Source organism: uncultured Bacteroides sp. (assembly GCF_905207245.1).
Lineage (GTDB): Bacteria > Bacteroidota > Bacteroidia > Bacteroidales > Bacteroidaceae > Bacteroides.
Genome location: NZ_CAJLKP010000044.1, coordinates 1 through 25,959, shown reverse-complemented (window position 1 = coordinate 25,959; position 25,959 = coordinate 1). Strand labels below are relative to the sequence as shown.

The following is a 25,959-nucleotide window of genomic DNA, read 5'->3' as shown; positions in this document are numbered from 1 at the left end:
AGTCCATTATTTTTAGTGATTGCTATTAATAGGCCATTCCACAATGACGCGGGTACCTTGGGTATAGTCAGCATCCAGATATATTTTCCCGTCTACAATATCCATTACCTGACGAGCGATGGAAAGTCCCAGTCCGGTACCGGGCGTAAAAGTATCCACTTTAAAAAAGCGCTCGAACACAGTATCTCTATATTGCGAATCGATACCGATACCTGTATCTTCTAAAATAAAGCGTACAACGCCATGGGCTTTGTCTTCCTCACACCGCAAACAAATTACGCCTTTCTCCGTAAACTTCGCTGCATTATCCAGCAAAAGAGAAAGCACACGCTTCATCCAAGCGCGAACAGTCAGCACCACAGGAGTCTCCGGAGATGGTATCCACTGAATTTCCACCCCTTCTTTCTGTTTACCACCGAATGCATCTATACATTCAAGACAGCAGGCATTGACATCAATCGCTTCTTTAGGCATATCCGCCGTCTGTGAATCCATATCAGCTATATCAATGATATTATCTATCAGTCCCAACAAATATGAACTATTCTTCTCCACCTGATCGGAATATTCACGCGCTTCTTCGGCATTTAATCCCTCTTCGGCAAGCAAGGCCGAGAAACCGACCACAGAGTTGAGCGGAGTACGCAATTCATGCGTAACATGTTGAATGAAGGAACTTTTGATACGGCTCATCTTCTGTATTTCTTTATGGGCACTATCCAGTTTCCTATTCATGGAAAGGGTGCGAACGTAAAGGTAAGTGACCAGTAAAAGCAGGATCAGAATTACGCAGCCTGCTGTAAATACAATGATCAGGCGTTCACGGTTCATCTTATCGCTCAGTTCCAACTTTTCCATCTTCAGACGGTCTACTTCAAACTGAGCGGTATATTTGTTCAATTGCTCATCCATTTCTGCTGTACGGATAGAATCATTCAACTGAGCATACTCGGCAAAAGCATGGCAAGCCTCCTTGTAATTTCCAATCTGTTCCAGCATAATAGCCTTCTGGCGATAATTGCCCGGATAATAATTCCCCAATGAATTCTGATAATCAATCAGCGAATCCATGTAAGATACGGCAGTACGTATATCTCCCAATATCTGGCTGCACATAAGTTTGTAACCAAACCAGCCTTCCGGAGAAATATCCTCTTTATGCTTACGATAATAAGCATCAGCCTCTTTCACATAAGATTCTGCGGCTGCTTTACCCTTTGTTCCTAAAGCGCCGATCACACGAAACTGATAATAACGCATGTGCAGAGCCGCCCCTATTCCATAATTTTTATTTTCAGTGGCCTTCTTCAACTGTTCCAGTCTATCCAGATAAGGGAGGGCATCAGCATAAGCCTGACGTGCCAAATAAGTTTGAATAATATTGAGAGATACAACATAAGCATCACGATAGTATTTGCCCTCCTCGAAGTGTTTCAAGGCATTATCATAATATTCCAGACAAAGTTTCACATTCTGGCCGAATATGCGGTGATTATAGCCTATACACATCTCTCCGGATGCCATACCATATTTATCTTTCCGCTTCTCGGCATCCTTAGACAGCAATTCCGTTTCCCGCATTGCCTCCTCCTGCATACCTTTCTCCGTCATTCGCTGAATGTACTGCCGCCATGCCTGATAGCGGTCAGTATTACGGTGGCAACGGTCGGCCCAGTCCATATATTCGTAGGTAATCAGGCGCAAACTGTCAATATTGCCCAAATCATAATAGTGGCTTGCAATGCAAGCATAAGCATCAGCAATTTGTGTCGTGTCTTTCTGTTCTTTCGCCAGTTCCAGAAAGCGCGTGCCCAAAGGAAGGAAATCCGGTTTGCCAGCAGCTTTCCGTGCACTGTCGGCAAATGATTTCAAATCAATGGTCTCTTGTCCGGTGATTGTCTCGAAACAATAGAACAAGCATACCAAAGTTGCATAGAAGCATAATCGGGGGTATCGCATAAGGATGTTTGTTTTAAAAAAATCGCATAAAAATAATGCTTTTCCTGCTTGTATATCAGTAACTATTTAAAAGTATAACAAATCTTAACCTGCCAATCATTGTACATATTTGAACGACAGTGATTATCTTTGTAGCTTGTAATTCACTTTAGTGACTCTGATTATGACAAAAAACAACTCCATACTTATCAAAGGCGCACGCGTCAACAACCTGAAAAATATAGACGTAGAAATTCCCCGCAACAAGCTTGTCGTCATCACCGGTCTATCCGGTTCGGGTAAATCATCCCTGGCATTCGACACGCTGTATGCCGAGGGGCAACGCCGTTATGTAGAGAGCCTGAGCAGCTATGCACGCCAGTTCCTGGGACGTATGAGTAAGCCGGAATGCGACTTTATAAAGGGAATTCCGCCTGCCATCGCCATTGAGCAGAAGGTGAGCAGCCGCAATCCGCGCTCCACAGTCGGCACCTCTACCGAAATCTACGAATACCTGCGTTTGCTGTATGCCCGCATCGGACGGACATTCAGTCCCGTAAGCGGTGAGGAAGTAAAAAAACATTCCACTGAAGATATCGTAAACTGTATGCTGGGTTATCCGGAAGGAACAAGGTATACTGTGCTTACTCCAATATTGCTGCGCGAAGGGCGCACGATGAAACAGCAATTGGATATTGATATGAAGCAAGGCTTCAACCGCCTCGAAGTGAATGGAGAGATGGTACGCATCGATGAATACCAGCCGGAAGAGAAAGATACGGTTTTCTTGCTGATAGACCGTATGGTGGCATCTAAAGAGAAGGACGCAATCAGCCGTCTGACAGACTCTGCCGAGACAGCGATGTACGAGGGAGATGGTGCCTGCCTGCTGCGTTTCTATCAGGCCGATGGAACGACCAGTCTCTACCGTTTCAGCACAAAATTTGAAGCCGACGGCATCACTTTTGAAGAACCGAACGACCAGATGTTCTCTTTCAACTCTCCCATCGGAGCCTGCCCTGAGTGCGAAGGTTTCGGTAAGGTTATCGGCATTGACGAGCATCTGGTGGTGCCCAACCGTTCACTATCTGTTTACGACGGCGCCGTGGTGTGCTGGCGTGGCGAAGTAATGGGCGAATGGAAAGACATGGTGATACGTGGTGCCGAGAAAGCCGGCTTCCCGATTTTCACCCCTTACTTTGAGTTGACGGACGAACAACGCCGGATGCTGTGGGAAGGCACTCCCTATTTTCAGGGTATCAATGCTTTCTTCAAGATGGTGCAAGAAAATCAGTATAAGATACAATATCGTGTGATGCTGGCTCGCTATCGTGGTAAAACAATCTGTCCGAAATGTCACGGCACTCGCCTGAAACCCGAAGCCGGTTATGTACGGGTGGGTGGACGCAACATTTCCGAGCTTGTGGACTTGCCCATTACAGAATTAAAGACGTTCTTCGATAATCTGAAACTGGATAAACACGATACGGAAGTTGCCACCCGCATTCTAACAGAAATCAATAGTCGCATCCGTTTCCTGCTCGATGTAGGTTTGGGATACCTGACACTGAATCGCCTCAGCAATTCGCTCTCGGGTGGTGAAAGCCAGCGTATCAATCTTGCAACATCATTAGGTAACAGCCTGGTGGGATCGCTCTATATCCTCGATGAACCGAGTATCGGACTGCATAGCCGTGATACCGACAAGCTGATACATGTGCTGCGCCAGTTGCAACAACTGGGCAACACGGTGGTCATTGTGGAACATGATGAAGAGATTATCCGTGCAGCGGACTACATTATAGATATCGGTCCGAAAGCCGGACGCCTGGGCGGACAAGTGGTCTACCAGGGAGACATGAAGGATTTGCAGTCGGGCAGTGACAGTTATACTGTCCGCTACCTGCTGGGCGAGGAAGAAATTCCCGTTCCGGAACACCGTCGTCCGTGGAATAACTACATAGAACTGACCGGAGCGAGAGAGAACAATCTGAAAGGGGTAAATGTACGTTTCCCACTGAATGTGATGACTGTGGTGACCGGTGTCAGTGGTTCAGGAAAGAGTACGCTGGTACGCGACATCTTTTTCCGCGCTCTGAAACGCGAACTGGATGAATGTAGCGAGCGCCCGGGCGAATTTGCCTCTATCGGCGGCGACCTTCAGAATCTGCGGAATGTGGAGTTCGTAGACCAGAACCCCATCGGCAAATCGAGTCGTTCAAACCCGGTGACTTATCTTAAGGCTTATGACGAGATACGCAAACTGTGGGCAGAACAGCCGCTTGCCAAACAGATGGGCTATAGTGCCGGACACTTTTCATTCAACAGTGAAGGTGGACGTTGCGAAGAGTGCAAAGGAGACGGAACCATCACCGTAGAGATGCAGTTCATGGCCGACCTCGTGCTGGAGTGTGAGACGTGTCACGGCAAACGTTTCAAAGCAGACACACTGGAAGTAAAATTCCACGATGTCAACATATATGATGTGCTGGAAATGACCGTCAATCAAGCTGTGGAGTTCTTCACCAAGCATGGACAGAAGAAAATCGTGAAGAAACTCGCTCCACTGCAGGATGTGGGATTGGGTTATATCAAACTCGGCCAGTCCTCTTCTACCCTTTCCGGCGGTGAGAACCAACGCGTAAAGCTGGCTTACTATCTCAGTCAGGAAAAGGCGGATCCTACCATGTTCATCTTCGACGAGCCAACCACGGGATTACACTTCCACGACATACGCAAACTGCTGGAAGCATTCGATGCCTTGATACTTCGTGGGCACTCTATCGTCATCATCGAGCATAATATGGATGTCATCAAATGTGCCGACTATGTGATAGACCTTGGTCCGGAAGGTGGCGACAAAGGTGGAAACCTTGTTGCAGCAGGTACACCGGAAGAAGTGGCGAAATGTGCGGCAAGCTATACGGGACAGTTTCTGCAAGAGAAGTTGCACGAACAATAATATCATACGAATATTGCCCATTGGCGGAGTTAATCTCCTTCCTTGCAGGCTGTGAGCCAAAGAAGAAACCGATAATGATACATATTGCTTACAAACAGCACATACTTCAGGAATAGTCGTATACTGAACCTAATTCAGTCGTATACTGAATGCCATTCAATCGTATACTGAATAGGGTTCTGTCGTATACTGAATACAGCACCGTTCAACAACATTGATAATCAAAAAGTTACAAAACGCTGTACCGACATCAATAAATTCCGACAAATAATCAATGTATCATTGTGTTCATAACAGAGCGCATCTGAATCAAAATCAAGATGCCACAATGAAACAATTCAATAAAAAACTTCCCTTGCGACAGAGATGTCCACAAGGGAAGTTTCTTTTATTTCATTTACTGCGGAAAGCAGCAAAAGTTTTAGAAGTAAAAGCCGAAACCTACTTTCAACCCGAATACCGAACGGTCACTGTTCACATTCCAATACACAGCAGGCTCAAGCGTCACCGTCTTCGTCAGGAAAAAAGCGTAGCCTGCTTCTGCTCCAAATGAAAACTTGGTGTCGTCGCTTGTTCCCCAGTCCCAACGGTCCACATTGACGTCGGCACCCAGATATACACCTATATTGCTGAAATAATAACGACCACCTACACCAAGGGTATAGACATCCGTATCCGAACCTCCATTATTCCAGGCAGCACCTGCATGTATCAGCAATGCCACATTATCCAGCAAGAACGCACCGCCTTTGGCTTCAATGCCGAAAGAAGTCTTGTCCGTCCCTGTATTATGCGACAGACCTAAACCTGAAATTGAGGGATTCAAAATCCACTTTCCTTTTTCAAACTGCGCCTGAGCAGCCATTGTGGCCACAAGCAGACATACGAGTAATGCTAATCTTTTCATTGTTACTTATCGTTTTTGGTGTTATTGTACTGTTCTTCTTCTTCACGACGTTTCCGCTGCAACTCTTCCTTTTTGCGTAACACAAGCCAGAGGATAAACACGATAACGTAGGACGCCGCAACTGTGACGTACTTTTCCGTATTGCTGATGACCGTGTTACGCGGCAGGAAGTAGGCTGCCGTGGCACTCACATAAATAAGCAAGGCAAGCGTGATGCTTGTAGATTTCTTGAATTTCTTCATTATCAAAGTTTTTTAGTTGTCTTGAAATACCAGATATTGAACCAGATTACAGCTATTGAGCCAGACAGTATAGCAATGCAGGAAGCGAATCCAGCCCTCATCCCGAATCCTTCGGGAGCTATACAAATGTATGTTGTACAAACAGCCGTCATAAATATAGCCGGAAGATAGGTCACATAATAATAGCGTCCTTTCTTCTCACGCACCAGATAGACCGTTATCGCCCAAAGCGTAAATACGGACAACGTCTGGTTGGTCCATGCGAAGTAACGCCAAATCATGTCAAAGCCCTCTTTGTCGCGCAGACTGTAAAGCAACAGACCGATAGCGACGAGAAACATCGGAATACATATATATAAACGGCGGCGCATAGACTTTTGTTCCATCCCCAGGAAGTCCGCCACAATGAGACGGGCGGAGCGGAAAGCGGTGTCACCACTGGTGATGGGCGCAGCAATCACACCCAGTATGGCAAGCACACCGCCCACAGTTCCGAGCCAGTTTTTGGTGATGGCATCTACCACTACGGCAGCATTATTTTCACCCATCCCATTCTCATGGAAGAAGTAAGTGGCAGCAGCAGCCCATATCAGGGCAACGATGCCCTCGGTAATCATGGCACCATAGAACACGGGACGACCGTGGCGTTCGCTCGTCATGCAACGTGCCATCAACGGGCTTTGCGTAGCATGGAAACCACTGATAGCACCACAGGCAATACTGACGAACATCATAGGAAAGATGGGAAGTGCGGCAGCATCGGGGTGCGTATTCTGCAATCCGTCCCAGATTTCCGGCAAGACGGGGTGCTTCACATAGAGCATCACCAATATGCCCACAGCCATAAACAGCAGTGCGGCAGCAAAAAGCGGATATATCTTGCCAATAATCTTATCGACAGGCAACAGGGTGGCAAGAATATAGTAGACGAACACTACAATAATCCAAAAAGTAGCATCCATATAAGCAGGTGTCAACTTAGCCAGTAATCCAGCAGGACCGGCTACGAAAACAGCTCCCACCAATATCATCAACAGCACGGTGAAACCACGCATCACCTGTTTGGTAGTCATCCCCAGATAGCGACCTATTATCTCCGGCAGGCTTTCGCCACCATTACGCAGGGAGAGCATACCCGCCAGATAATCATGAACAGCACCGGCAAAGATACTACCAAGTACAATCCACAAATAAGATGCAGTTCCAAATTTGGCCCCCATGATAGCACCGAAAATCGGTCCCAGTCCGGCAATATTGAGAAATTGTATCATGAAGATCTTCCAAGTGGGCAGAGGAATATAGTCCACTCCGTCAGCCTTAGTCAGAGCAGGTGTCTTGCGATCGTCCGGACCGAAAATCCGTTCAACAAAACGCCCGTAAAGAAAATAGCCGGCTATCAACGCCAGCAGGCAGAGCGTAAATGTAATCATGGCGTGTCAATTGATTAATTTTAATGGTCACAAATGTAACAGTTTCTTAGGAAACTGCACAACTTTCTCGAGTGTTTTACTTATCTTCGCCGCTAAAAATAACAGAAAAAAAGAAGTAAATGACAGATATATAAATCCATCATATCATGAAACAGCTATTACTTACTATACTATTCATAACATTTATCCTGCCCCTTGCTGCGCAATCCGCCGGTGAAACACCTGCCCATCCGCCCAAATACGAGGTACGCGCCGCCTGGGTGACTGCCGTCTATGGACTGGACTGGCCCCGCTCCCGCGCCACTACCCCCGAAGGCATCCGAAAGCAGCAAGCAGAGCTTATCGAGATACTGGATCGGCTGAAAGCCGCCAACTTCAACACTGTTCTGTTTCAGACACGTACACGCGGTGACGTGCTCTACCGTTCAAAGATAGAGCCTTTCAACTCCATCCTGACCGGAAAAGCCGGTGGAGACCCCGGATACGACCCGTTGACCTTCGCCGTAGAAGAATGCCATAAACGCGGTATGGAATGCCATGCCTGGATGGTGGCTATTCCACTGGGTAACCGCAAACATGTCACTGCCTTGGGCAAAGAATCCGTTACCAAAAAGAAAGCATCTATCTGTGTGCCTTATAAACGGGAATATTTTCTCAATCCCGGACATCCGGACACGAAAGAATACCTGATGGGCCTTGTTCGTGAAGTAGTGACGAACTACGATGTGGATGGTGTTCACTTCGACTACCTGCGCTATCCGGAGAATGCTCCGCGCTTTCCCGACAGTTACGATTTCCGCAAATATGGTAAAGGCCGCGACCTTGCCCAATGGCGTCGTGACAACATTACTGAAATAGTCCGCCACCTCTATAAAGGTGTGAAAGCACTGAAACCTTGGGTAAAAGTAAGCACCTGCCCCGTAGGCAAATATCGTGATACTTCCCGCTATCCCTCCCGAGGTTGGAATGCTTTCCACGCTGTTTATCAAGATGCGCAAGGTTGGTTGGGCGAGGGCATTCAAGACCAGATATACCCAATGCTCTACTTCCGTGGCAATCATTTTTATCCTTTCGTTCTCGACTGGCAGGAACAGAGCAACGGACGTCAAATCATTCCCGGTCTGGGCATCTATTTCCTCGACCCCAGCGAAGGCAACTGGACGCTGGACGAGGTGGAACGTCAGATGAACTTTATCCGTGCCCATAAACTGGCAGGACAAGCTCACTATCGCACGAAATACCTGATGGACAACACACAAGGATTGTACGACGCACTGGAAGAGGACTTCTACACCGCCCCTGCCATGCAACCCGCCATGCCCTGGATAGACAATGTACCACCTACAGCTCCCACTCACCTCATTGTCACCCGTCAACCGGATGGATATACCCATTTGAGTTGGATGCCGTCCACGGATAATGATAAGCGCAATGTGCCGACTTACGTCATCTACGGCTCAGATACCCATCCGGTAGACACATCTAACCCGGAAAATATCATTGCTCAGCGTGTACAGGGAACAGAATATACCTATGCTCCCATTCGTTTGTGGACTGCAAAGAAATACTTTGCAGTCACCGCCGTGGACCGTTGCGGCAACGAGAGCGAAGCGTGCAGATAAATCTTAAAGTTCCGGCTATATCCGCATGTAAGCTCTATACCTGCTTTGAGGAGTAACCGGCGTCAAAGCCAGATAACCGGAAACCACTCTGCCGTTCTCCACTATCAGAGGATAATCCTTTGTATCCTGCTCATGCTGTACCCGTAGCGCTTCATTAGAAGGGTAATAATCAATAGAAAAAAAGCCCTCGCTGCCTGGAGCAACGAAATTTTTGTAAAGTTGGTGCGCAACAATTCCCATCGTCATGCGCACGTTGACTTCAACATGTGGATGGATGGCATATGGATGTTCGCCTTCCTGTCGGCAAACCATCATATCCACACCCAAAGGTCCAGTGTACGATTCAGCATAAATAGTCTCAAGCCCTTTCTGCAGGCACTCGCGTATATTTACCACTGCCTGCAAAGGAACATATTGTTGTAACCACTGTTCTACCTCCGCATCCGAAATCAGGATATTGCCATGGTAAGCACCTTGCTCATTGGTAATGAACCGTGAATAACCGGTGAAAAGTATCTTTCCCTGGCCGTTGGAATAGAATTCCATAGCAAAATCCCCCACCTTATTATATACAGGCTCCACAATGATAGCCCCATGCTCATCCAATTCACGTTTACACCAATCGGTGGTAGCTTTTGTAAGTCCACGGCGACACCAGCGCAATCCTTTTCCGCTACCCGACCACACCGACTTAAAGACATAACTTTCACCGAAGCCTTTAGCTACCGCATCAGAGAACTCCTCCTTTCCATTCCTTTCCACCAGACGGTGTTTCCCACAAACATAGTCCACTTTATGAACATCAAAAATAAGACAAAGGAATATTGTGTGGATACGGGAAGACAACCCACGATACTCACAAAGTTCATCCGCCGTCGGTAGTTTCCACTCTACAATGCCACCCTTCAGCATACGCTTACGAAAAGCCGGATTCCATCCCCACGGCATAATCTGAGATTCTGCGTAATCAGGCAACTCCGGTTCGGTAACCAACTGTACAGAGAGCGAAAACACATTCTTCATCATCTTCAGGAAATCAGCATTATAAGCTGAAGGGGCAAGTACTGCACTGCCGGGCTGAGCATACCAGATAGGTAATATAGCAAGATCCTGAGCCATACGGCGGGCAGAAGCGGGAGCCATATAGTTTTCTTCATTGTTAGCCATTGCCATGTCTGTGTCAGGGTTAAATACGTAGAGTTTCATACAATATATTGTTCTTAATTAGATTTGAGGGTGCAAATTTACATAATATTTGCCATCTCTACTTTGCAATTCTATAAAAAAGACGTATATTTGTCGCCCGATAAACCGAATTTAACAGCATGGAAGCATTCTACCGCACACACGCCTATCTTGTTGAGCATACCAATGCCCCTGTTCGCCGTGACCTCATGGATGAGATTAACTGGAACGACCGTCTTATCGGTATTAAAGGAACGCGTGGTGTAGGTAAAACCACGTTTCTGCTGCAATACGCTAAAGAGAAATTCGGCACCGACCGCTCCTGCCTTTTCATCAACATGAACAACTTTTATTTTTCCTATTTCAGCATCGTTGACTTCGCCTATGAATTTCAGCGCCGCGGTGGAAAAGTATTGTTGATAGACCAGGTATTCAAGCATCCGGACTGGAGCCGGGAGTTGCGTATGTGCTACGACCGTTTTCCAAATCTCAAAATCGTATTCACCGGTTCGTCCGTAATGCGACTGAAAGAAGAGAATCTGGAACTGCGGGACATTGTGAAGAGCTACAACCTGCGTGGTTTCTCTTTCCGTGAATATCTGAACCTGCAAACCGGAATGAAGTTCCGCGCTTATACACTGGAAGAGATTCTGAGTAATCACGAACAGATAGCCAAAGGCATCCTCTCTAAGGTGCGCCCGTTGGATCATTTGCAGGATTACCTGCATCATGGTTTCTATCCTTTCTTTCTGGAGAAGCGCAACTTCTCGGAAAATCTGCTGAAAACCATGAATATGATGGTAGAAGTAGACATCCTGCTTGTTAAACAAATAGAGCTGAAATACCTTCCGAAAATAAAGAAGTTGCTCTATATGCTGGCAGTGGACGGACCAAAAGCTCCGAACGTAAGCCAATTGGCAAACGATATACAGACTTCCCGCGCTACGGTGATGAACTACATCAAATATCTGGCAGATGCACGTCTTATTAATATGGTATATCCCAAGGGAGAAGAATTCCCCAAGAAACCATCGAAGATAATGATGCACAACTCCAACCTGATGTATTCCATCTATCCCGTGAAAGTGGAAGAACAGGACGTACTGGACACTTTCTTCGTCAACACCTTGTGGAAAGACCATAAAGTGAACAAAGGCGACAAGAATATGTCGTTCCTGGTGGACGATGTGATGCCTTTCAAGATCTGTCCGGAAGGAATGAAGATTAAGAACAATCCCAGCGTCACCTACGCCCTGCACAAAGCAGAAATAGGAAGAGGGAATCAGATTCCACTCTGGATGTTCGGCTTTTTATATTGAGATTTATTCACTTAATAATAATTCAATTTAGTTATGACTAAACAGAAGAAATTCATTACTTGTGATGGTAACCAGGCTGCTGCGCATATTTCGTATATGTTCTCAGAAGTAGCTGCTATCTACCCCATCACTCCCTCTTCTACGATGGCTGAGTACGTAGACGAATGGTCTGCCGCAGGACGCAAAAACATCTTCGGCGAAACAGTATTGGTACAGGAAATGCAATCGGAAGGCGGCGCTGCAGGTGCTGTTCACGGTTCATTGCAAGCCGGTGCACTGACAACTACTTACACTGCATCTCAAGGTCTGTTGCTGATGATTCCGAATATGTACAAGATTGCCGGTGAATTCCTGCCTTGCGTATTCCACGTATCAGCCCGTACACTGGCTTCTCACGCTTTGTGTATCTTCGGTGACCACCAGGACGTTATGTCAACCCGCATGACTGGTTTCGCTATGTTGGCAGAAGGTTCTGTACAGGAAGTTATGGACCTGTCAGGTGTTGCTCATCTGGCAACAATCAAAGCTCGTGTACCATTCGTCAACTTCTTCGACGGTTTCCGTACTTCTCACGAAATCCAGAAAATTGAAATGCTGGAGAACGAAGATCTCGCTCCGCTGATCGACCAGAAAGCTTTGGCTGAATTCCGTGCCCGTGCATTGAATCCGACGAATCCGGTTGCCCGTGGTATGGCTGAAAATCCCGACCACTTCTTCCAGCACCGTGAATCATGCAACAACTACTACGAAGCAGTTCCTGCTATTGTAGAAGAATACATGAATGAAATTTCTAAAATCACAGGACGTAAATACGGCTTGTTCGATTACTATGGTGCTGAAGACGCAGAACGCGTTATCATCGCTATGGGTTCTGTAACTGAGGCTGCCCGCGAAGCTATCGACCACTTGGTAGCTAATGGCGAAAAGGTAGGTATGGTTGCCGTACACCTGTATCGTCCGTTCTCTGCTAAGCACTTCCTGGCTGCTGTGCCTAAGACTGCTAAGACTATTGCAGTTCTTGACCGTACGAAGGAACCGGGTGCCAACGGCGAACCGTTGTACCTCGATGTAAAAGACTGTTACTATGGTGCAGCGGATGCTCCGGTAATCGTAGGCGGTCGTTACGGTTTGGGTTCTAAGGATACCACTCCTGCTCAGATCATTGCCGTATTCAAGAATCTGGCTATGCCGATGCCGAAGAACCACTTCACTATCGGTATCGTAGACGACGTAACTTTCACTTCACTTCCTCAGGAAGAAGAAATCGCATTGGGCGGCGCAAGCATGTTCGAAGCTAAATTCTACGGACTGGGTGCTGACGGTACGGTAGGTGCTAACAAGAACTCTGTAAAAATCATCGGTGACAACACCGACAAACACTGCCAAGCTTATTTCTCTTATGACTCTAAGAAGTCAGGTGGTTTCACTTGTTCTCACTTGCGTTTCGGTGATACTCCGATCCGTTCTACATACTTGGTAAACACTCCGAACTTTGTGGCTTGCCACGTTCAGGCTTACCTGCACATGTATGATGTAACCCGTGGTTTGCGCAAGAACGGTACATTCCTGCTGAATACAATCTGGGAAGGCGAAGAACTGGCTAAGAACCTGCCTACCCGCGTGAAGAAGTATTTTGCTAAGAACAATATCTCTGTATACTATATCAACGCAACTCAGATTGCACAGGAAATCGGTTTGGGTAACCGTACCAATACAATCCTGCAATCCGCATTCTTCCGTATCACAGGTGTAATTCCTGTTGACCTGGCTGTAGAACAGATGAAGAAATTCATCCAGAAGTCTTACGGTAAGAAGGGTGAAGATATCGTAAACAAGAACTATGCTGCCGTTGACCGTGGTGGTGAATACAAGCAATTGACTGTTGATCCTGCTTGGGTTAATCTGGCTGACGACGCTAAGACTGAAAACAACGATCCTGCATTCATCAACGAAGTAGTTCGTCCGATCAACGCACAAGATGGTGACTTGCTGCCGGTATCTGCATTCAAGGGCATCGAAGACGGTACTTGGTATCAAGGTACAGCTAAATACGAAAAACGTGGTGTAGCTGCTTTCGTTCCCGAATGGAATGCTGAAAACTGTATCCAGTGTAACAAGTGTGCTTATGTTTGTCCTCACGCTTCTATCCGTCCGTTCGTTCTGGATGCTGAAGAGCAGAAGGGTGCAAACTTCGAGATGCTGAAAGCTGTAGGTAAAGTATTCGACGGTATGACATTCCGTATCCAGGTTGATGTTCTCGACTGTCTGGGTTGCGGTAACTGTGCCGACATCTGTCCGGGTAATCCGAAGAAGGGTGGCAAGGCTTTGACTATGAAACATCTGGAAAGCCAGTTGAACCAAGTTCCTAACTGGGATTACTGCGCTGAAAAGGTAGCAAGCAAGCAACATCTGGTTGACGTTAAGGCTAACGTAAAGAACTCTCAGTTCGCTACTCCGTTGTTTGAATTCTCAGGCGCTTGCTCCGGTTGTGGTGAAACTCCGTATGTGAAGTTGATCACTCAGTTGTTCGGTGACCGCGAAATGGTAGCTAATGCAACAGGATGTTCTTCTATCTACTCTGGTTCAGTACCTTCTACTCCTTATACTAAGAACGAAAAAGGTCAAGGTCCTGCATGGGCTAACTCACTGTTCGAAGACTTCTGTGAATTCGGTTTGGGTATGGAACTCGCTAACGAAAAGATGCGTGACCGTATTGTGAAACTGTTCAACCAGATCCTTGAAGGCGAAAATGCTCCTGCTGAAGCTAAGGAAGTATTGAAAGCATGGATTGAAAACATGTACGATGCAGACAAGACTAAAGAACTTGCACCTCAGATCGAGGCTATCATCGAGCAAGGCATCGCTGCCGGCTGCCCGATCAGCAAGGAACTGAAAGGCTTGACTCAATATTTAGTAAAACGCAGCCAGTGGATCATCGGTGGTGACGGTGCTTCTTACGATATCGGTTACGGTGGTCTCGACCATGTAATCGCCAGCGGTAAGGACGTTAACATCCTGGTTCTGGATACTGAGGTTTACTCTAACACAGGTGGTCAGTCTTCTAAGGCTACTCCGGTGGGTGCTATCGCTAAGTTCGCTGCTGCCGGTAAGCGTGTACGTAAGAAAGACCTCGGTTTGATGGCTACTACTTACGGTTACGTTTACGTAGCTCAGATTGCTATGGGTGCTGACCAGGCTCAGACTCTGAAAGCAATCCGCGAAGCTGAAGCATATCCCGGACCGTCACTCATCATCGCTTACGCTCCGTGTATCAACCACGGTTTGAAGGCAGGTATGGGTAAGAGCCAGGCTGAGGAAGAAAAGGCTGTTAAGTGCGGTTACTGGCACTTGTGGCGTTACAACCCGGCTTTGGAAGCTGAAGGCAAGAATCCGTTCCAGTTGGATAGCAAAGAACCGGATTGGGCTGGCTTCCAGGACTTCCTGAAGAGCGAGGTTCGTTACTCTTCTGTAATGAAACAATATCCTACGGAAGCCGCTGAACTGTTCCAGGCTGCCGAAGACAATGCTAAATGGCGTTATAACAGCTACAAGCGTCTGTCTAAAGGAAACTGGGGTGCAGATGCCGAATAATTTCAATTATTGAAATAAGAAATAATAAACTCTAAGAAATAAAGGCTGCACCGCGAACCGGTTGTAGCCTTTATTTGTTTCTAAATCAAATTTAAACAACGAACATTATGATTGGATTTATCATTTGGGTCATCGGTGTAGTACTTGCCATAAAGGCTGTACTCGAAATTATGAGATGGAATGTGGATGGAGTGAAAAAACTATTGGTTGCCATCCTTGTATTGCTGACTAGCTGGATAGGTCTGGCTGTCTATTACTTCTGGGGAAGGGAAAACTTGCCGCAGATGTTGAAATAAGCAAGTATTGTTGTAAACTGTAGTATCTCAAATTTCCCTCCTCTCCGGGAGAAGGAATTTGAGATACTATTTGATTGATATTATTGACTGATAACTGTTCCTATCAGTTCCAGAACTTCCTCTTCCGTTCCACTGAACGGACCATAGCTTTGCAACTTCACCGAACACATAGCGGCAGCAAAGCAACCGGCCTCCTGATAAGAAGCACCTTTATTACGCATATACAAATAACCAGCCATATACGTATCCCCACAACCGGTGGCATCCGCCACGTTCTCTACCGGATAGGCAGGAATTTCATAAAAACGATTGTCCACGTAAATAAGCGAGCCTTTATCTCCCAAAGTCAATAAAACTTCCTTCACCCCCCAAGCAGCCAGTTTGAGTGCAGCATCATAAGGGTCTGCGCACTGCGTAAGCATTTCCATCTCATGTTCATTAGCTTTCAGGATATGGATATACTTCAGAGCTTCCTCCTTTTCAGTCCAATCCACCGCCAGCACTTCTTCCCCCTGCACTTCACGCAAGTAGCCTTGCACATCAAGAGAGAGCAAACCTTTACCTGCAAGAGATTTAATGACCTCCAACGAGAAATCATCCGCCAACAGACTACCCAAGTGGTAAATGTGGGCATTCACATCCTGCAGACTTTCAACCGTGAAAGGATCCGCTTTTGCTGTCACCCGTTGTTTCCGTTCGTTGGTATCCTCACCATAGATATTCTCAAAGCAGATGGAACGGGCACTGGGAAGCACTTTCACTTCGATGTTTTGCTTCCTCAAATCGTCCACCACCGACATCTCGCTATCCGCCAGGGCAGTGACAAGTTGGAATCCTTCCGTACTCAGATGTTTGATGGCATGTGCAAAATAGAAAGATGTTCCCCCCGGCATGTGCACTGTCTTTTTCGGAGTAACTACTTTATCCAAAGTAATATATCCAATGCAACAAAGATTGTATTTCATAAAATATCTATTCCTGTTTCAGACTACAAAAGTAGGCAATTATTATTGTTTCCTCCCCCTGTAAAGCTATAAATTCTTTCTCTTTAAGAAATCCGTAGGACTTTCACCGAATTGCTCCTTATAACACTTCGTGAAATAAGAGGGAGAAGAGAAACCAACCTCATAGGCAATCTCCGCAATCGTCATCTCCGAAGAAGCAAGCAGAGAAGCCGCCTTTTTAAGGCGTGCCTGACGCAGCAGTTCATTGGGCGCATAGTTGGTGAGTGACTTCAACTTACGGTAAAGTTGTACGCGGCTCAATCCCATATCCTTACCCAAGTCCTCTACATTCAGTTCCGCGTCTCTCATCTTCTCTTCCACAAGAGCCTTGAAACGGGAAACGAAATCCTTATCCATATCGCTGATATTCTCTTTCGCCAACGTCTGGTTATCACCGAAGAACTGTCGAAGCTGACGACGGGAATCTATCAGATTACGGATGCGGGACAAGAGCAACTGCGAATTGAAAGGCTTGGAGATATAAGAGTCCGCACCTCCATTGTACCCCTGTATGCGTTGCTCGTCGAGCGAACAGGCAGTGAGAAGAATGACAGGGATATGGCAAGTCTGCAATTCCGTTTTCAGGCGGCGGCAACACTCCACGCCATCCATACCGGGCATCATTACATCGGAAACAATCACATCGGGGACGTACTTCATGGCAAGGCGTATGCCTGTTGCCGCTTCCGGTGCATCCAGTACCTGATATTCTTCGGCGAGCAGCGTCTTTACATAATGACGGATATCGGCATTATCATCAATAACCAATACTGTGGGACGTCCCGTTGCTCCTGCCTCCTCTTCATCAGCCGATAACTCGCTTTCTACTAACGTAGCGGAAACTTCCGTCTCTCCGGCAGGCAGTGTCACCACGGTAGGATGATATTGGGAAATGCTCTGAGCCGGAAGAAGGACGGTAAATGTCGTTCCCTTTTCATCACTCTGAGCAGTGATTTGCCCGCCATGCATCTCCACAAAGGCGCGTACAAGAGCCAGTCCGATGCCTGTGCCCGCCTGATGACCATCTATCTGATAAAAACGCTCAAAGATGGCATCCACTTCTTTGGAAGAAATATGACTGCCGGAATTGAAGACGGAGAAGCGCAGGCTCGTAGCATCGCCTTCCAGTTTCACGGTTATCTTTCCATTCTCAGGAGTATATTTCACAGCATTGGACAAGAGGTTGAAATAGATACGTTCCATCTTCTCACAGTCTGCCATGATGCGGAAGTCTTTGTTGGGCATGGCCTCAAAGGAGAAAGAGATATGCTTTTTCAGCAGGGCCATGCGGAAGGAATCGTTCCAGCTACGAAAATTACTTAACAGGTCGAAAGGCTCCAGATGGAGTTCCATACGCCCGTTCTCTACTTTACGGAAATCGAGGATTTGATTGACGAGACGAAGAAGGATATTAACGTTCTTCTTCATCAGTTCCAATAACTGACGGGAATGTTCCCCGAGGGATTTATCAGCAAGAAGCTGGTTAATGGGGTCAGCAATCAGCGTCAGCGGAGTACGGAAATCATGAGAAACATTGGTAAAGAACACCAGCTTGGCGTGAGTGGCTGCTTCCAATTCATGGGATAATTGTTCCAACTGCTCCTTTTGCTGGATAAGTTGCTCCTTCTGTTGCGTCAACTGTTGCTTCTGTTCTTCGAGTTTCTCCTTCTGCCGGGAGAGTTCCCGATTCAGGCGGTTCTTGGTGCGCAGCGAAAGGTAAACGGCAACCAACAGACCAACAACCAACAGGAGCACTAACAGACTACCAAACAGCACCACCTGCTGTGTGGCATAGCGGTCAAGATAATGATTCATCTTTCCGTTCAGCGTCTCTATTTTTCCGTCAAGGGTGGCAATATGCGTGGTCTGCATCTGCATAATCTGGGCATTGGTACTGTCCACAACAGAGGTATTTAATATCGTTTCGCGCGGGAAGTCGCGTTTATTCAGAATGTCCATTGCTATCTGTATCACCCGGTCGCCACCGGTGGGGTAAATAAATGTGGCATCCAGTTCGCCCTTCAACACCTGTTCCACACCATATCCTTCGCCGGACAGGGCATCCGTACCAATGAAACGCATCTCCCCCGCCCTGCCTTTCTGCCGGGCAACAGCGTAAGCCCCTGCCGCCATCCGGTCATTCTGCGCATACACCACATCTATCTGAGGGAAGTGCGACAGCAGCGTATCCATCTTCTGTCCAGCCTCAGAACGTAACCATCCGGCATCTTCGCGCCCCAGAAGCTTGATGCCGGGGTAAGGGGAAATGGCAGAGACAAAGCCCTTATGTGGGTCTATCGCCGATGTGGAACCGGTCAAGCCTGATATTTCCACTACATTTCCTTTTCCCTGGAGCATATTAACCACGTAGCGGCCTATCGCTTTTCCTATCTCATAATTGTCTGCACCGATGTAGGCGGTATATTTATCGGAAAGTATCTTGCGGTCGAAGACAATAACGGGAATGCCGCGGTCGTATGCTTCTTCCACTACCGGGGTGATGGGGGCGGCTTCGTTGGGAGCAATGACTAATAAGTCCACCCCTTCCTCAATGAAATTGCGGATGTCCTCTATCTGACGGGCATTATCATCCTTCACGGTGCGGATGTCGATTTCCACTTCATCATAGAAGAGTGCTTCGCGCAGCATCTCGTTATTCATCTGGTGGCGCCACTCATCGTCGCTGCACTGGGATACCCCGATACGGAAACGGGGTTCATGCCGGGCGCACGAAGCTGCCAGCCCGAAGAGGGAAAGTAAAGTTAGCAACAAGTAAACATTGTATCCTTTCTCCTTAAAAGCTCTCAGAACACCATGCGTGAACACATTTTTATATCCACCCGACATACAATATATAGCGATATCATCCATATTTTTTAGGGCATTAGTATCGCAAATATAAAAATAAATTGCACTATAACAGTGCAATTTATTGAATATTCTGCACTATGACAGTGCAAATCAAGATAATGAAAGAAAAACTTTGTCAGCCGCCTATCATTGAGCAGTCAGCTCAACAACACGGCTTTGAGTTTGCCCTAAACCAAATACATCCAACCCGATTTTCATCAGATAATCACCGGAATATACTTTCCCATTAGCTGCCAACCCGGAACTTGCAGCAGGCATCAGGTTGATTTCCTCCACTTTATACTGTTTGTTCGGGTCCAGACCTTGCAACTTCACCGCCAACAGCTTTTCCTGAAAGCGCGGATGAATGTCATAAGCAAACAGAACCGCCTTATTTGTATCTTTACTTACATAGTTCAGCGCCATATGATTCCCTTCGTACGGAGAAACCAAACGATACTGGTCACCATCCATTATGGCGTTCTGCAGACGCTTCCAGTTGGCTACCGCTGTCTGGCAATAAGTCAGTTCATCGGCAGTAAGTTCTTTCAGACCAATATCGAAGCCAAGTTTGCACATAGAGGCCACGTCGGTGCGGAACTTTACAGAAGTCGCCTTGTTCCAACTCGTCACATGGGCATCCATAGCCTTTGCCGGAAAGAACTGGGAGAAACCCCATTGGATATAAACACGTTCCACCGGATCGGTATTGTCACTGCACCAAAATTCCGTGAAGTACTTCAATGCTTCGTAATCGCAACGCGCACCGCCACCGGAGCAAAGCATCATCGGTACATTGGGATAATTCGCCTTTACACGTTTCAGAACGTTGTATATACCACGCACATGGTCTATATAAAGTTGTCCCTGCTTGTCTTTCAGATAAGCGGAATAGATATTGGTGATGGGGCTGTTGCAATCCCACTTGAAGAAAGCGACATCGGGATTTTCCTGCATAATGTTTTCGACAACACCATATACATAATCCTGCACTTTGGGGTTGCTAAGATCCAGTACCAACTGATTGCGGTAATAATACGTTTCACGGTTAGGCAAATGAATGGCCCAGTCCGGATGTTTCTCAAAGAGTTCGCTCTTGGGGTTCACCATTTCCGGTTCAATCCAGATGCCGAACTTCACATCCGCATCCTTGGCAGCTTTTACTAAGGCAGGAATACCACCGGGCAATTTATCGTGGGTCACTTCCCAATCGCCCAAACCGGCATGGTCATTCTTACGCGGGTATTTATTGGCAAACCAGCCGTCGTCCAGCAGAAACATATCCACTCCCAGATGCTTGGCTTCCTTCATCAGTTCGGCAAGTATCTCCTGATTGAAATTGAAACCTGTATTTTCCCAGTTATTCAAAAGAGTCAGGCGGCTGCCTTTACCATCTTTCAGACTATAGTTGCGCGCCCATTCATGCAGATTGCGACTGCCTTGCGAGGCACCATCATAACTTAAAGTGAAGATGAATTCGGGGGTGATGAACACTTCATTCGGTTTCAGTTCGTAGTTCGATGCATAAGGATTGATGGCAGGGATTACGCGGAGATTACCCACATTGTCCACTTCGAAAGTGAAACGGAAGTTGCCCGTCCAGCCCAATGTACCCATCAAGACATCGCCCTGGTGTTCGTTCACCGGTTGGTCCAGTCCCACTTCAAAGAATGGATGAGTGTGCATGGCAGCACGGCTTCCCAGCTTCGTGTCAATCACTTTCTTGCCAAACTGCAATTGCTGACTGCTCATCTGCGCTTCTTTCGCCCAGTCACTGCTAAACTCGGTCAGGTAATAGCTGGAATTATTGAAGTAAAGCATGGTAGAGGCATAGGTGGAGAGCATGACAGGTTTCTTCTCCTGATGCTTTATCTCGCTCCACGTCTTGATGACGTTCTCTTTGGGATAGGCCACATAATGCAGTGCCACGTCTACCGGATACTGGTTATCGCGCAGGTTTATCACGGTTTCCGTGCCACCTTCTACAGACTTGGATGAGGAAGAAACGTAATAAAGAATCGTCGACGGATTGCCATCATTATGAGTGATGGCGATGGCAGGTTCAAAATAATCTTCATTACCGGAGCCGCTATATACTTCCCAGCCGCGCTTGCTCACACTGCCGTCCGACCCGGCATGTATATTCCAACGGAAGTTCTGCAAATCCTGCTGATGCAAGAGTTTCTCGCCCAAGTACGTTTGATACAAGCGACCGTTTTCGCCTACCTGGAGCACCAGGTCGGTGTTGTCCGTAGAAATGCGGATAGTTTCTTTTTCCGCTGCATCGGCATACGTAAGGGATGCGAATGCAAAGAGAGTTACAAGTAAATTTTTCATGGTGTACGATGAATTTAGTTACAAAAATAGATTAAATATAATTTAGAATGAAAGACTTGCGCTGAATTCCAGAGTGAGCGGACGCAAATAATTACCGCTCATATAGTGATCCTTGAACTTTCCGGCTTCTTCCTTGCTCAACAACTCAGCGCCGTTGATAGTACCGCTGGCTCCCTTCTGATTCAGGAAGTTCACAATCGTAGCTCCTAATGCGAGATGCTTGTTCACCTTCCAGTTCACGCCGCCGAAGGTTTCCCAACGACCGTTGAAGTAGAGGGCATTGGTCAGATTGGCATATGTCTTTCCGAAATAACGGAAGCTGAGCCATACACGCAGATCGGGAGTAATGTTGTAGCTGGGATCTATTTCAGCAAGTACCTGCGGAATTTCTTTCACGATGTTGCCATTGGCATTTAAGTCGGGCACTCCTTCAAAGGGAGATTTGATGAAGTAGTTGTTATAAGTCGGCTTCTGGTAAGTGAACAGGGCGTGCAGGTGGAAACCTTTGAACGGATTAATTTCCGCCGAGGTGGTCCAACCCAGAGTCTTGATATCATATATCAGCAAGGTGGTTTTAGATTGCGTCGTACCGGGTTTCGTTACGTTCTGCTGGTCGATGTTGTTCGACTTGGATATATATGTAATCATGGAAGTCAAATTCATCCAGTTGTTATGATAAAACAATCCGCCACGCAGCAAAGGGATGGTGACACGCTTGTACTGCTCCTCAGTAGGTCCCGTTCCGGCATATTCATTGATGCGGGGGAAGCGGGTGGCAACGGTTCCATCGGCTGTAAGTCCGAAGTTCTTTGATATCTTATAAGTGAATTGTGCGGTTGCTGCATAATTCAGCTTATCTTTCACCACTTTATGCGGTTCTATCTTTTCTGTGGAGAGGACGTTGCCTTCATTATCTGTATATTGGTGGGTATCGCCGATATGGAAACCTGCATAACGTCCGTAAGGTATCTGGTCGGCAGACATGCGGTAGTATTCCAGACGGGCACCGTAATAAACATTAAACTTCGGAGTGACCTGCCAGTTGTCCGTGAAGTAGGCAGCCAGTTTATTTTCAGTTCCTTTGGTATATTCCGGACTTAGTTCATTGAAGCCTCTGAACTTATCGGTACTTCCGTCGGCTTCCCGACGGTCCAGTATCTGCGGGTATTCGGTGACGGTGCCTATCCATTGGAAAGAGGAAGAATGATAATCCAAATGATAGTACCATTCGTTCAATCCTAATCTCATATCGTGATTGCCCACTTTCTTTTTCAGTTCGGAAGTAAGCAGGACGTTCTTCACTTTTCCGAAGTGCAACCAAGTGCGTCTTCCTTCCACCAATCCGGTGTAAGCACCTTTAGAACCGTCCATAAAAAGACCGTCTGCCACCGTTACTTCGCTGATATTGCTACCGCCGAAGTCTACATAATTGGCTTCGGGAGCATTCATAAACTTGGCATTAAGTGTCCAGTTCAGGTTGTTGCGGAAGGTATAGTCGAACAACATAGCTACTTCGTGCGCCTTATTATCGGTGAAATCGCCGAAGCGTCCGCTCTTCATCTTACCATCCATCACGTCCATGTACTGAAAGCGTCCACCTTCGGGAGCATACGAGGAAGTACCCAGCTTGAAGCCCGGAATTTCTTTCACACTGCCATCTCCCACATAAATAAAGGGAGCTGCGTTAATCATCGAACCGAGCGCATTGCTTTTCGAGAATTTATAGATGACGGAGAATTTGCCACGGTTGTTATTGAACAACCGGGTCAGTCCGGCATGATAGAGTTGGGTGCGGTCGCTGAAGTTCTCAAACTTAGGGGCGAAGCTGCCCGGATCGAAGTTCTGATAAATGCTGGCGGTATATAACCAGCGATCGCCAATGCCACCGGATACATTCATATCCACATTTTGCCAACCGAAGTGGTTGGTGTGGTAATTCAGTACTCCTTTAAATTCTTTCTGCCCCAACTTGGAGAAAGCGTTCACCGAGTAAGCGATGTTTCCGGTAGTGATGGCAGATTCGGACGGGTTCATCAGTCCCACTTCTCCCAGACTGGCATCACTGCGCCAATGAGTAGCCAATTTGTGTACAGCCGAAGAATATACGGCAGGTAGTCCGTTCTCATATACATTCACATCCTCACTGGGGAGTCCGATTTGAATTTCACGGGGTTTGTTGGCATCCGAAGCGTTCAGCATCACATTTCGTTCGCTACCTTCCGATTTCTTTGTACTAATGGTGTCGTTTACTTCCACCGGATTGCTTGCCATTGCAGAAGAAGCGAATGAGAGTATCGCCGACATGACGCAAGAAAAGAGATTGACTTTCATAATATTCATTGATTTAAAATTAAACATTCTGAAGAAGGAACCGGAGAGGATTTCACTCCTTGTCTTTCAACGAGGGCAAAGTTAGGGGGTATAATAACGCACTGTTTCTGCAAGTAGCCGCCAGGTAGATTGACAGGAGAGGAACACAAAGGATAAACTGCTTATAATTAATTATTTGCCAGCACCCATTTTAGAAAAGCAAGTAGATGTACCCGTTTACCGGAAACTTTTAATATCTTTGTGTTTGTCTACTTTTAATGAATATACCCTATGAAGAAATGCTTATTATCGGGATTATTTCTGTTATTCGTACTCCTGCCTTTCCGTGCTGCGAACAAAGTTGACTTGTCCGGAGAGCTGGAAGCTGCCTTGAAACTGCGCAGTCAATATTCACATCAGAAGGAGGCACGGATTGACAGTCTCAAGCATTTACTCTATCCGGCTATGGGAGATGATGAGCGTTTCCGGCTGTACAATGCCATTTATGAAGAATATTATACTTACCGGTTCGATTCGGCGATGCTCTACGTAGACCGGGAAGAAGAAGTGGCTATGAAACTTTCCAATCCTGCCTATCGTAACCTGAGCATCATCCACCGTTCCATACTCCTCTCCACTTCGGGATATTTCAGTGAATCCATTCAAAACCTGGAACAGATAGACAGCCGTACACTGGACAACGCACTGCGGATAGAATATTATGCCGCTTATGAGTGGGCTTACAGTATGTGGGCCGAATATTCCAACGATAAAGTTTATGCTCCCCGCTATTATGAAAAGGAGATGCTTTATCAGGATTCACTTATCAGTGTGCTGCCTGCCGGTTCACCGTTGCATCATTACTGGAAAGGAGAAAGTCTCTATCGCCACCGCAGGTATGCCGAAGCGGAAGATTGCTATAAAAAGGCATTGGAGGGATTGCCTGTCAATGTCCGGTTGTATGCTATGGTGACTTACGGACTGGCATTGGTATATTCACAAACCAATAATTGGGAAGAATATGAAAATTACCTGATAATGGCAGCCATCTCCGACCAGGTGTGCCCGTTGAAAGAGAATCTGGCTTTACAGGAACTGGCTCTATACATCTTCAAGAACAGAAGTGGAGAAGTTTCACGCGCTAACCGCTATTTAAACCATTCTCTGGAAGATGCCATGTTCTACAACAACCGCCTCCGTATGCTCGAAATAGCAAGGAAGTTCCCTTCCATCGTGCTTTCCTATCAGGAACAAAATCTTATCAAAAGCCGGCGGTTGCAAGGATCGTTGATATGTATCAGTCTCTTGTCTATCGGACTGGTGGTTTCTCTGGTTTATATTTACCGGCAGATGAACCAGTTGCATAAGCGAAGAAAGATATTGGCGGATATGAACCAGGAACTACAACATCTGAATAAAGCGTTGGTAGATACGAATCATACGCGCGAAGAGTATGTGAGTCTGTTTATGGATTTATGTGCCGCCTATATAGATAAACTGAATAAATATCAGGATTTAGTGAAGCGCAAAGTAAAGGCAAAGCAAACGGATGATTTACTGAGACTGGCCAATGCAACCAAACTTTCGGACACGGATGCCAAGGAGTTCTTTATGAACTTCGATACGGCTTTCCTGAATCTGTATCCTAACTTTATAAAGGAATTCAATTCCCTGTTGCGCGAAGGAGAAGAGATTATGCCCAAGCGGGGGGAAATACTGACTACGGAACTTCGGATATTTGCTTTAATACGGATGGGGATTAAGGATAGTTCCAGGATAGCAACCCTCCTGTTCTATTCTCCGCAGACGATTTATAATCACCGGAGTGTGGTGAAGAATAAGGCAAAGATGAGGGATAGCTTTGAGAAACAGGTGGAGGAGCTTTGTGCGGTTATGAATTAGTTACGAGCTACGGGCTACAAGCTACAAGTACCTTTCGGAACATAGCGCAGCTACTTGTAGCTTG

The 25,959-nt window shown here is 46.7% G+C and carries 15 protein-coding genes; 6 read left to right on the top strand and 9 right to left on the bottom strand.

The genetic code is table 11. The annotated features are described in order from the left end of the window. Positions 1-12 precede the first annotated feature (12 nt). Complete coding sequence (locus QZ135_RS14095) at positions 13-1,959, bottom strand: ATP-binding protein (RefSeq protein WP_294610447.1); 1,947 nt, start codon at positions 1,957-1,959, stop codon at positions 13-15. A gap of 163 nt (positions 1,960-2,122) precedes the next feature. Between QZ135_RS14095 and uvrA the strand changes: the two genes are divergently transcribed. Beyond that, positions 2,123-4,900, top strand: coding sequence for an excinuclease ABC subunit UvrA (uvrA, locus tag QZ135_RS14090; RefSeq protein WP_294610444.1), 2,778 nt, complete (start codon positions 2,123-2,125; stop codon positions 4,898-4,900). Positions 4,901-5,321: 421 nt separating this feature from the next. On the opposite strand, the gene QZ135_RS14085 is transcribed toward uvrA, so the two are convergent. Genes QZ135_RS14085 through QZ135_RS14075 form a run of 3 tightly spaced genes read right to left on the bottom strand, consistent with a single transcriptional unit; the run spans position 5,322 to position 7,479 of the window. After that, positions 5,322-5,807 carry an outer membrane beta-barrel protein gene (locus tag QZ135_RS14085; protein WP_294610442.1) on the bottom strand — a complete coding sequence of 162 codons (486 nt, stop codon included), beginning with the start codon at positions 5,805-5,807 and terminating at the stop codon, positions 5,322-5,324. Positions 5,808-5,809: 2 nt separating this feature from the next. Beyond that, complete coding sequence (locus QZ135_RS14080; protein WP_294610439.1) at positions 5,810-6,049, bottom strand: hypothetical protein; 240 nt, start codon at positions 6,047-6,049, stop codon at positions 5,810-5,812. A gap of 2 nt (positions 6,050-6,051) precedes the next feature. Beyond that, on the bottom strand, positions 6,052-7,479 hold the full coding sequence (locus QZ135_RS14075) for a carbon starvation protein A (RefSeq protein WP_294610436.1): 1,428 nt from the start codon (positions 7,477-7,479) through the stop codon (positions 6,052-6,054). Positions 7,480-7,625: 146 nt separating this feature from the next. Between QZ135_RS14075 and QZ135_RS14070 the strand changes: the two genes are divergently transcribed. Continuing rightward, a complete protein-coding gene (locus QZ135_RS14070) occupies positions 7,626-9,101 on the top strand; it encodes a family 10 glycosylhydrolase (protein ID WP_294610434.1) in 1,476 nt (491 codons plus the stop codon). A 15-nt stretch (positions 9,102-9,116) separates the two neighbouring features. Here the strand turns inward: QZ135_RS14070 and QZ135_RS14065 are convergent, their stop codons facing one another. After that, positions 9,117-10,307: a hypothetical protein gene (locus QZ135_RS14065; RefSeq protein WP_294610431.1), complete on the bottom strand. Its 1,191-nt coding sequence runs from the start codon at positions 10,305-10,307 to the stop codon at positions 9,117-9,119. A gap of 119 nt (positions 10,308-10,426) precedes the next feature. On the opposite strand from QZ135_RS14065, the gene QZ135_RS14060 reads away from it, so the two are divergent. From QZ135_RS14060 to QZ135_RS14050, 3 genes are all read left to right on the top strand, one after another. Next, positions 10,427-11,605, top strand: a complete 1,179-nt coding sequence (locus tag QZ135_RS14060; RefSeq protein ID WP_294610428.1) for an AAA family ATPase — start codon at positions 10,427-10,429, stop codon at positions 11,603-11,605. A gap of 33 nt (positions 11,606-11,638) precedes the next feature. After that, complete coding sequence (nifJ, locus tag QZ135_RS14055; protein WP_294610426.1) at positions 11,639-15,196, top strand: pyruvate:ferredoxin (flavodoxin) oxidoreductase; 3,558 nt, start codon at positions 11,639-11,641, stop codon at positions 15,194-15,196. A 107-nt stretch (positions 15,197-15,303) separates the two neighbouring features. Next, positions 15,304-15,492, top strand: a complete 189-nt coding sequence (locus QZ135_RS14050) for a hypothetical protein (protein WP_009132724.1) — start codon at positions 15,304-15,306, stop codon at positions 15,490-15,492. Between the two features lie 80 nt (positions 15,493-15,572). Here QZ135_RS14050 and QZ135_RS14045 read toward each other — a convergent pair whose 3' ends face one another. The 4 genes from QZ135_RS14045 to QZ135_RS14030 form a co-directional block, all read right to left on the bottom strand. After that, a complete protein-coding gene (locus QZ135_RS14045) occupies positions 15,573-16,457 on the bottom strand; it encodes a PfkB family carbohydrate kinase (protein WP_294610421.1) in 885 nt (294 codons plus the stop codon). Positions 16,458-16,523: 66 nt separating this feature from the next. Beyond that, positions 16,524-19,343, bottom strand: a complete 2,820-nt coding sequence (locus tag QZ135_RS14040; protein ID WP_294610477.1) for a substrate-binding domain-containing protein — start codon at positions 19,341-19,343, stop codon at positions 16,524-16,526. Positions 19,344-19,493: 150 nt separating this feature from the next. After that, positions 19,494-21,683 carry an alpha-galactosidase gene (locus tag QZ135_RS14035; protein ID WP_294610418.1) on the bottom strand — a complete coding sequence of 730 codons (2,190 nt, stop codon included), beginning with the start codon at positions 21,681-21,683 and terminating at the stop codon, positions 19,494-19,496. Between the two features lie 42 nt (positions 21,684-21,725). Beyond that, entirely contained in the window at positions 21,726-24,014 is a 2,289-nt protein-coding gene (locus tag QZ135_RS14030; protein WP_294610415.1) for a TonB-dependent receptor, read from the bottom strand. A 270-nt stretch (positions 24,015-24,284) separates the two neighbouring features. On the opposite strand from QZ135_RS14030, the gene QZ135_RS14025 reads away from it, so the two are divergent. Further along, positions 24,285-25,895 (top strand): DUF6377 domain-containing protein, encoded by a 1,611-nt coding sequence (locus QZ135_RS14025; protein WP_294610412.1) that lies wholly within the window; start codon positions 24,285-24,287, stop codon positions 25,893-25,895. Positions 25,896-25,959: the final 64 nt, after the last annotated feature.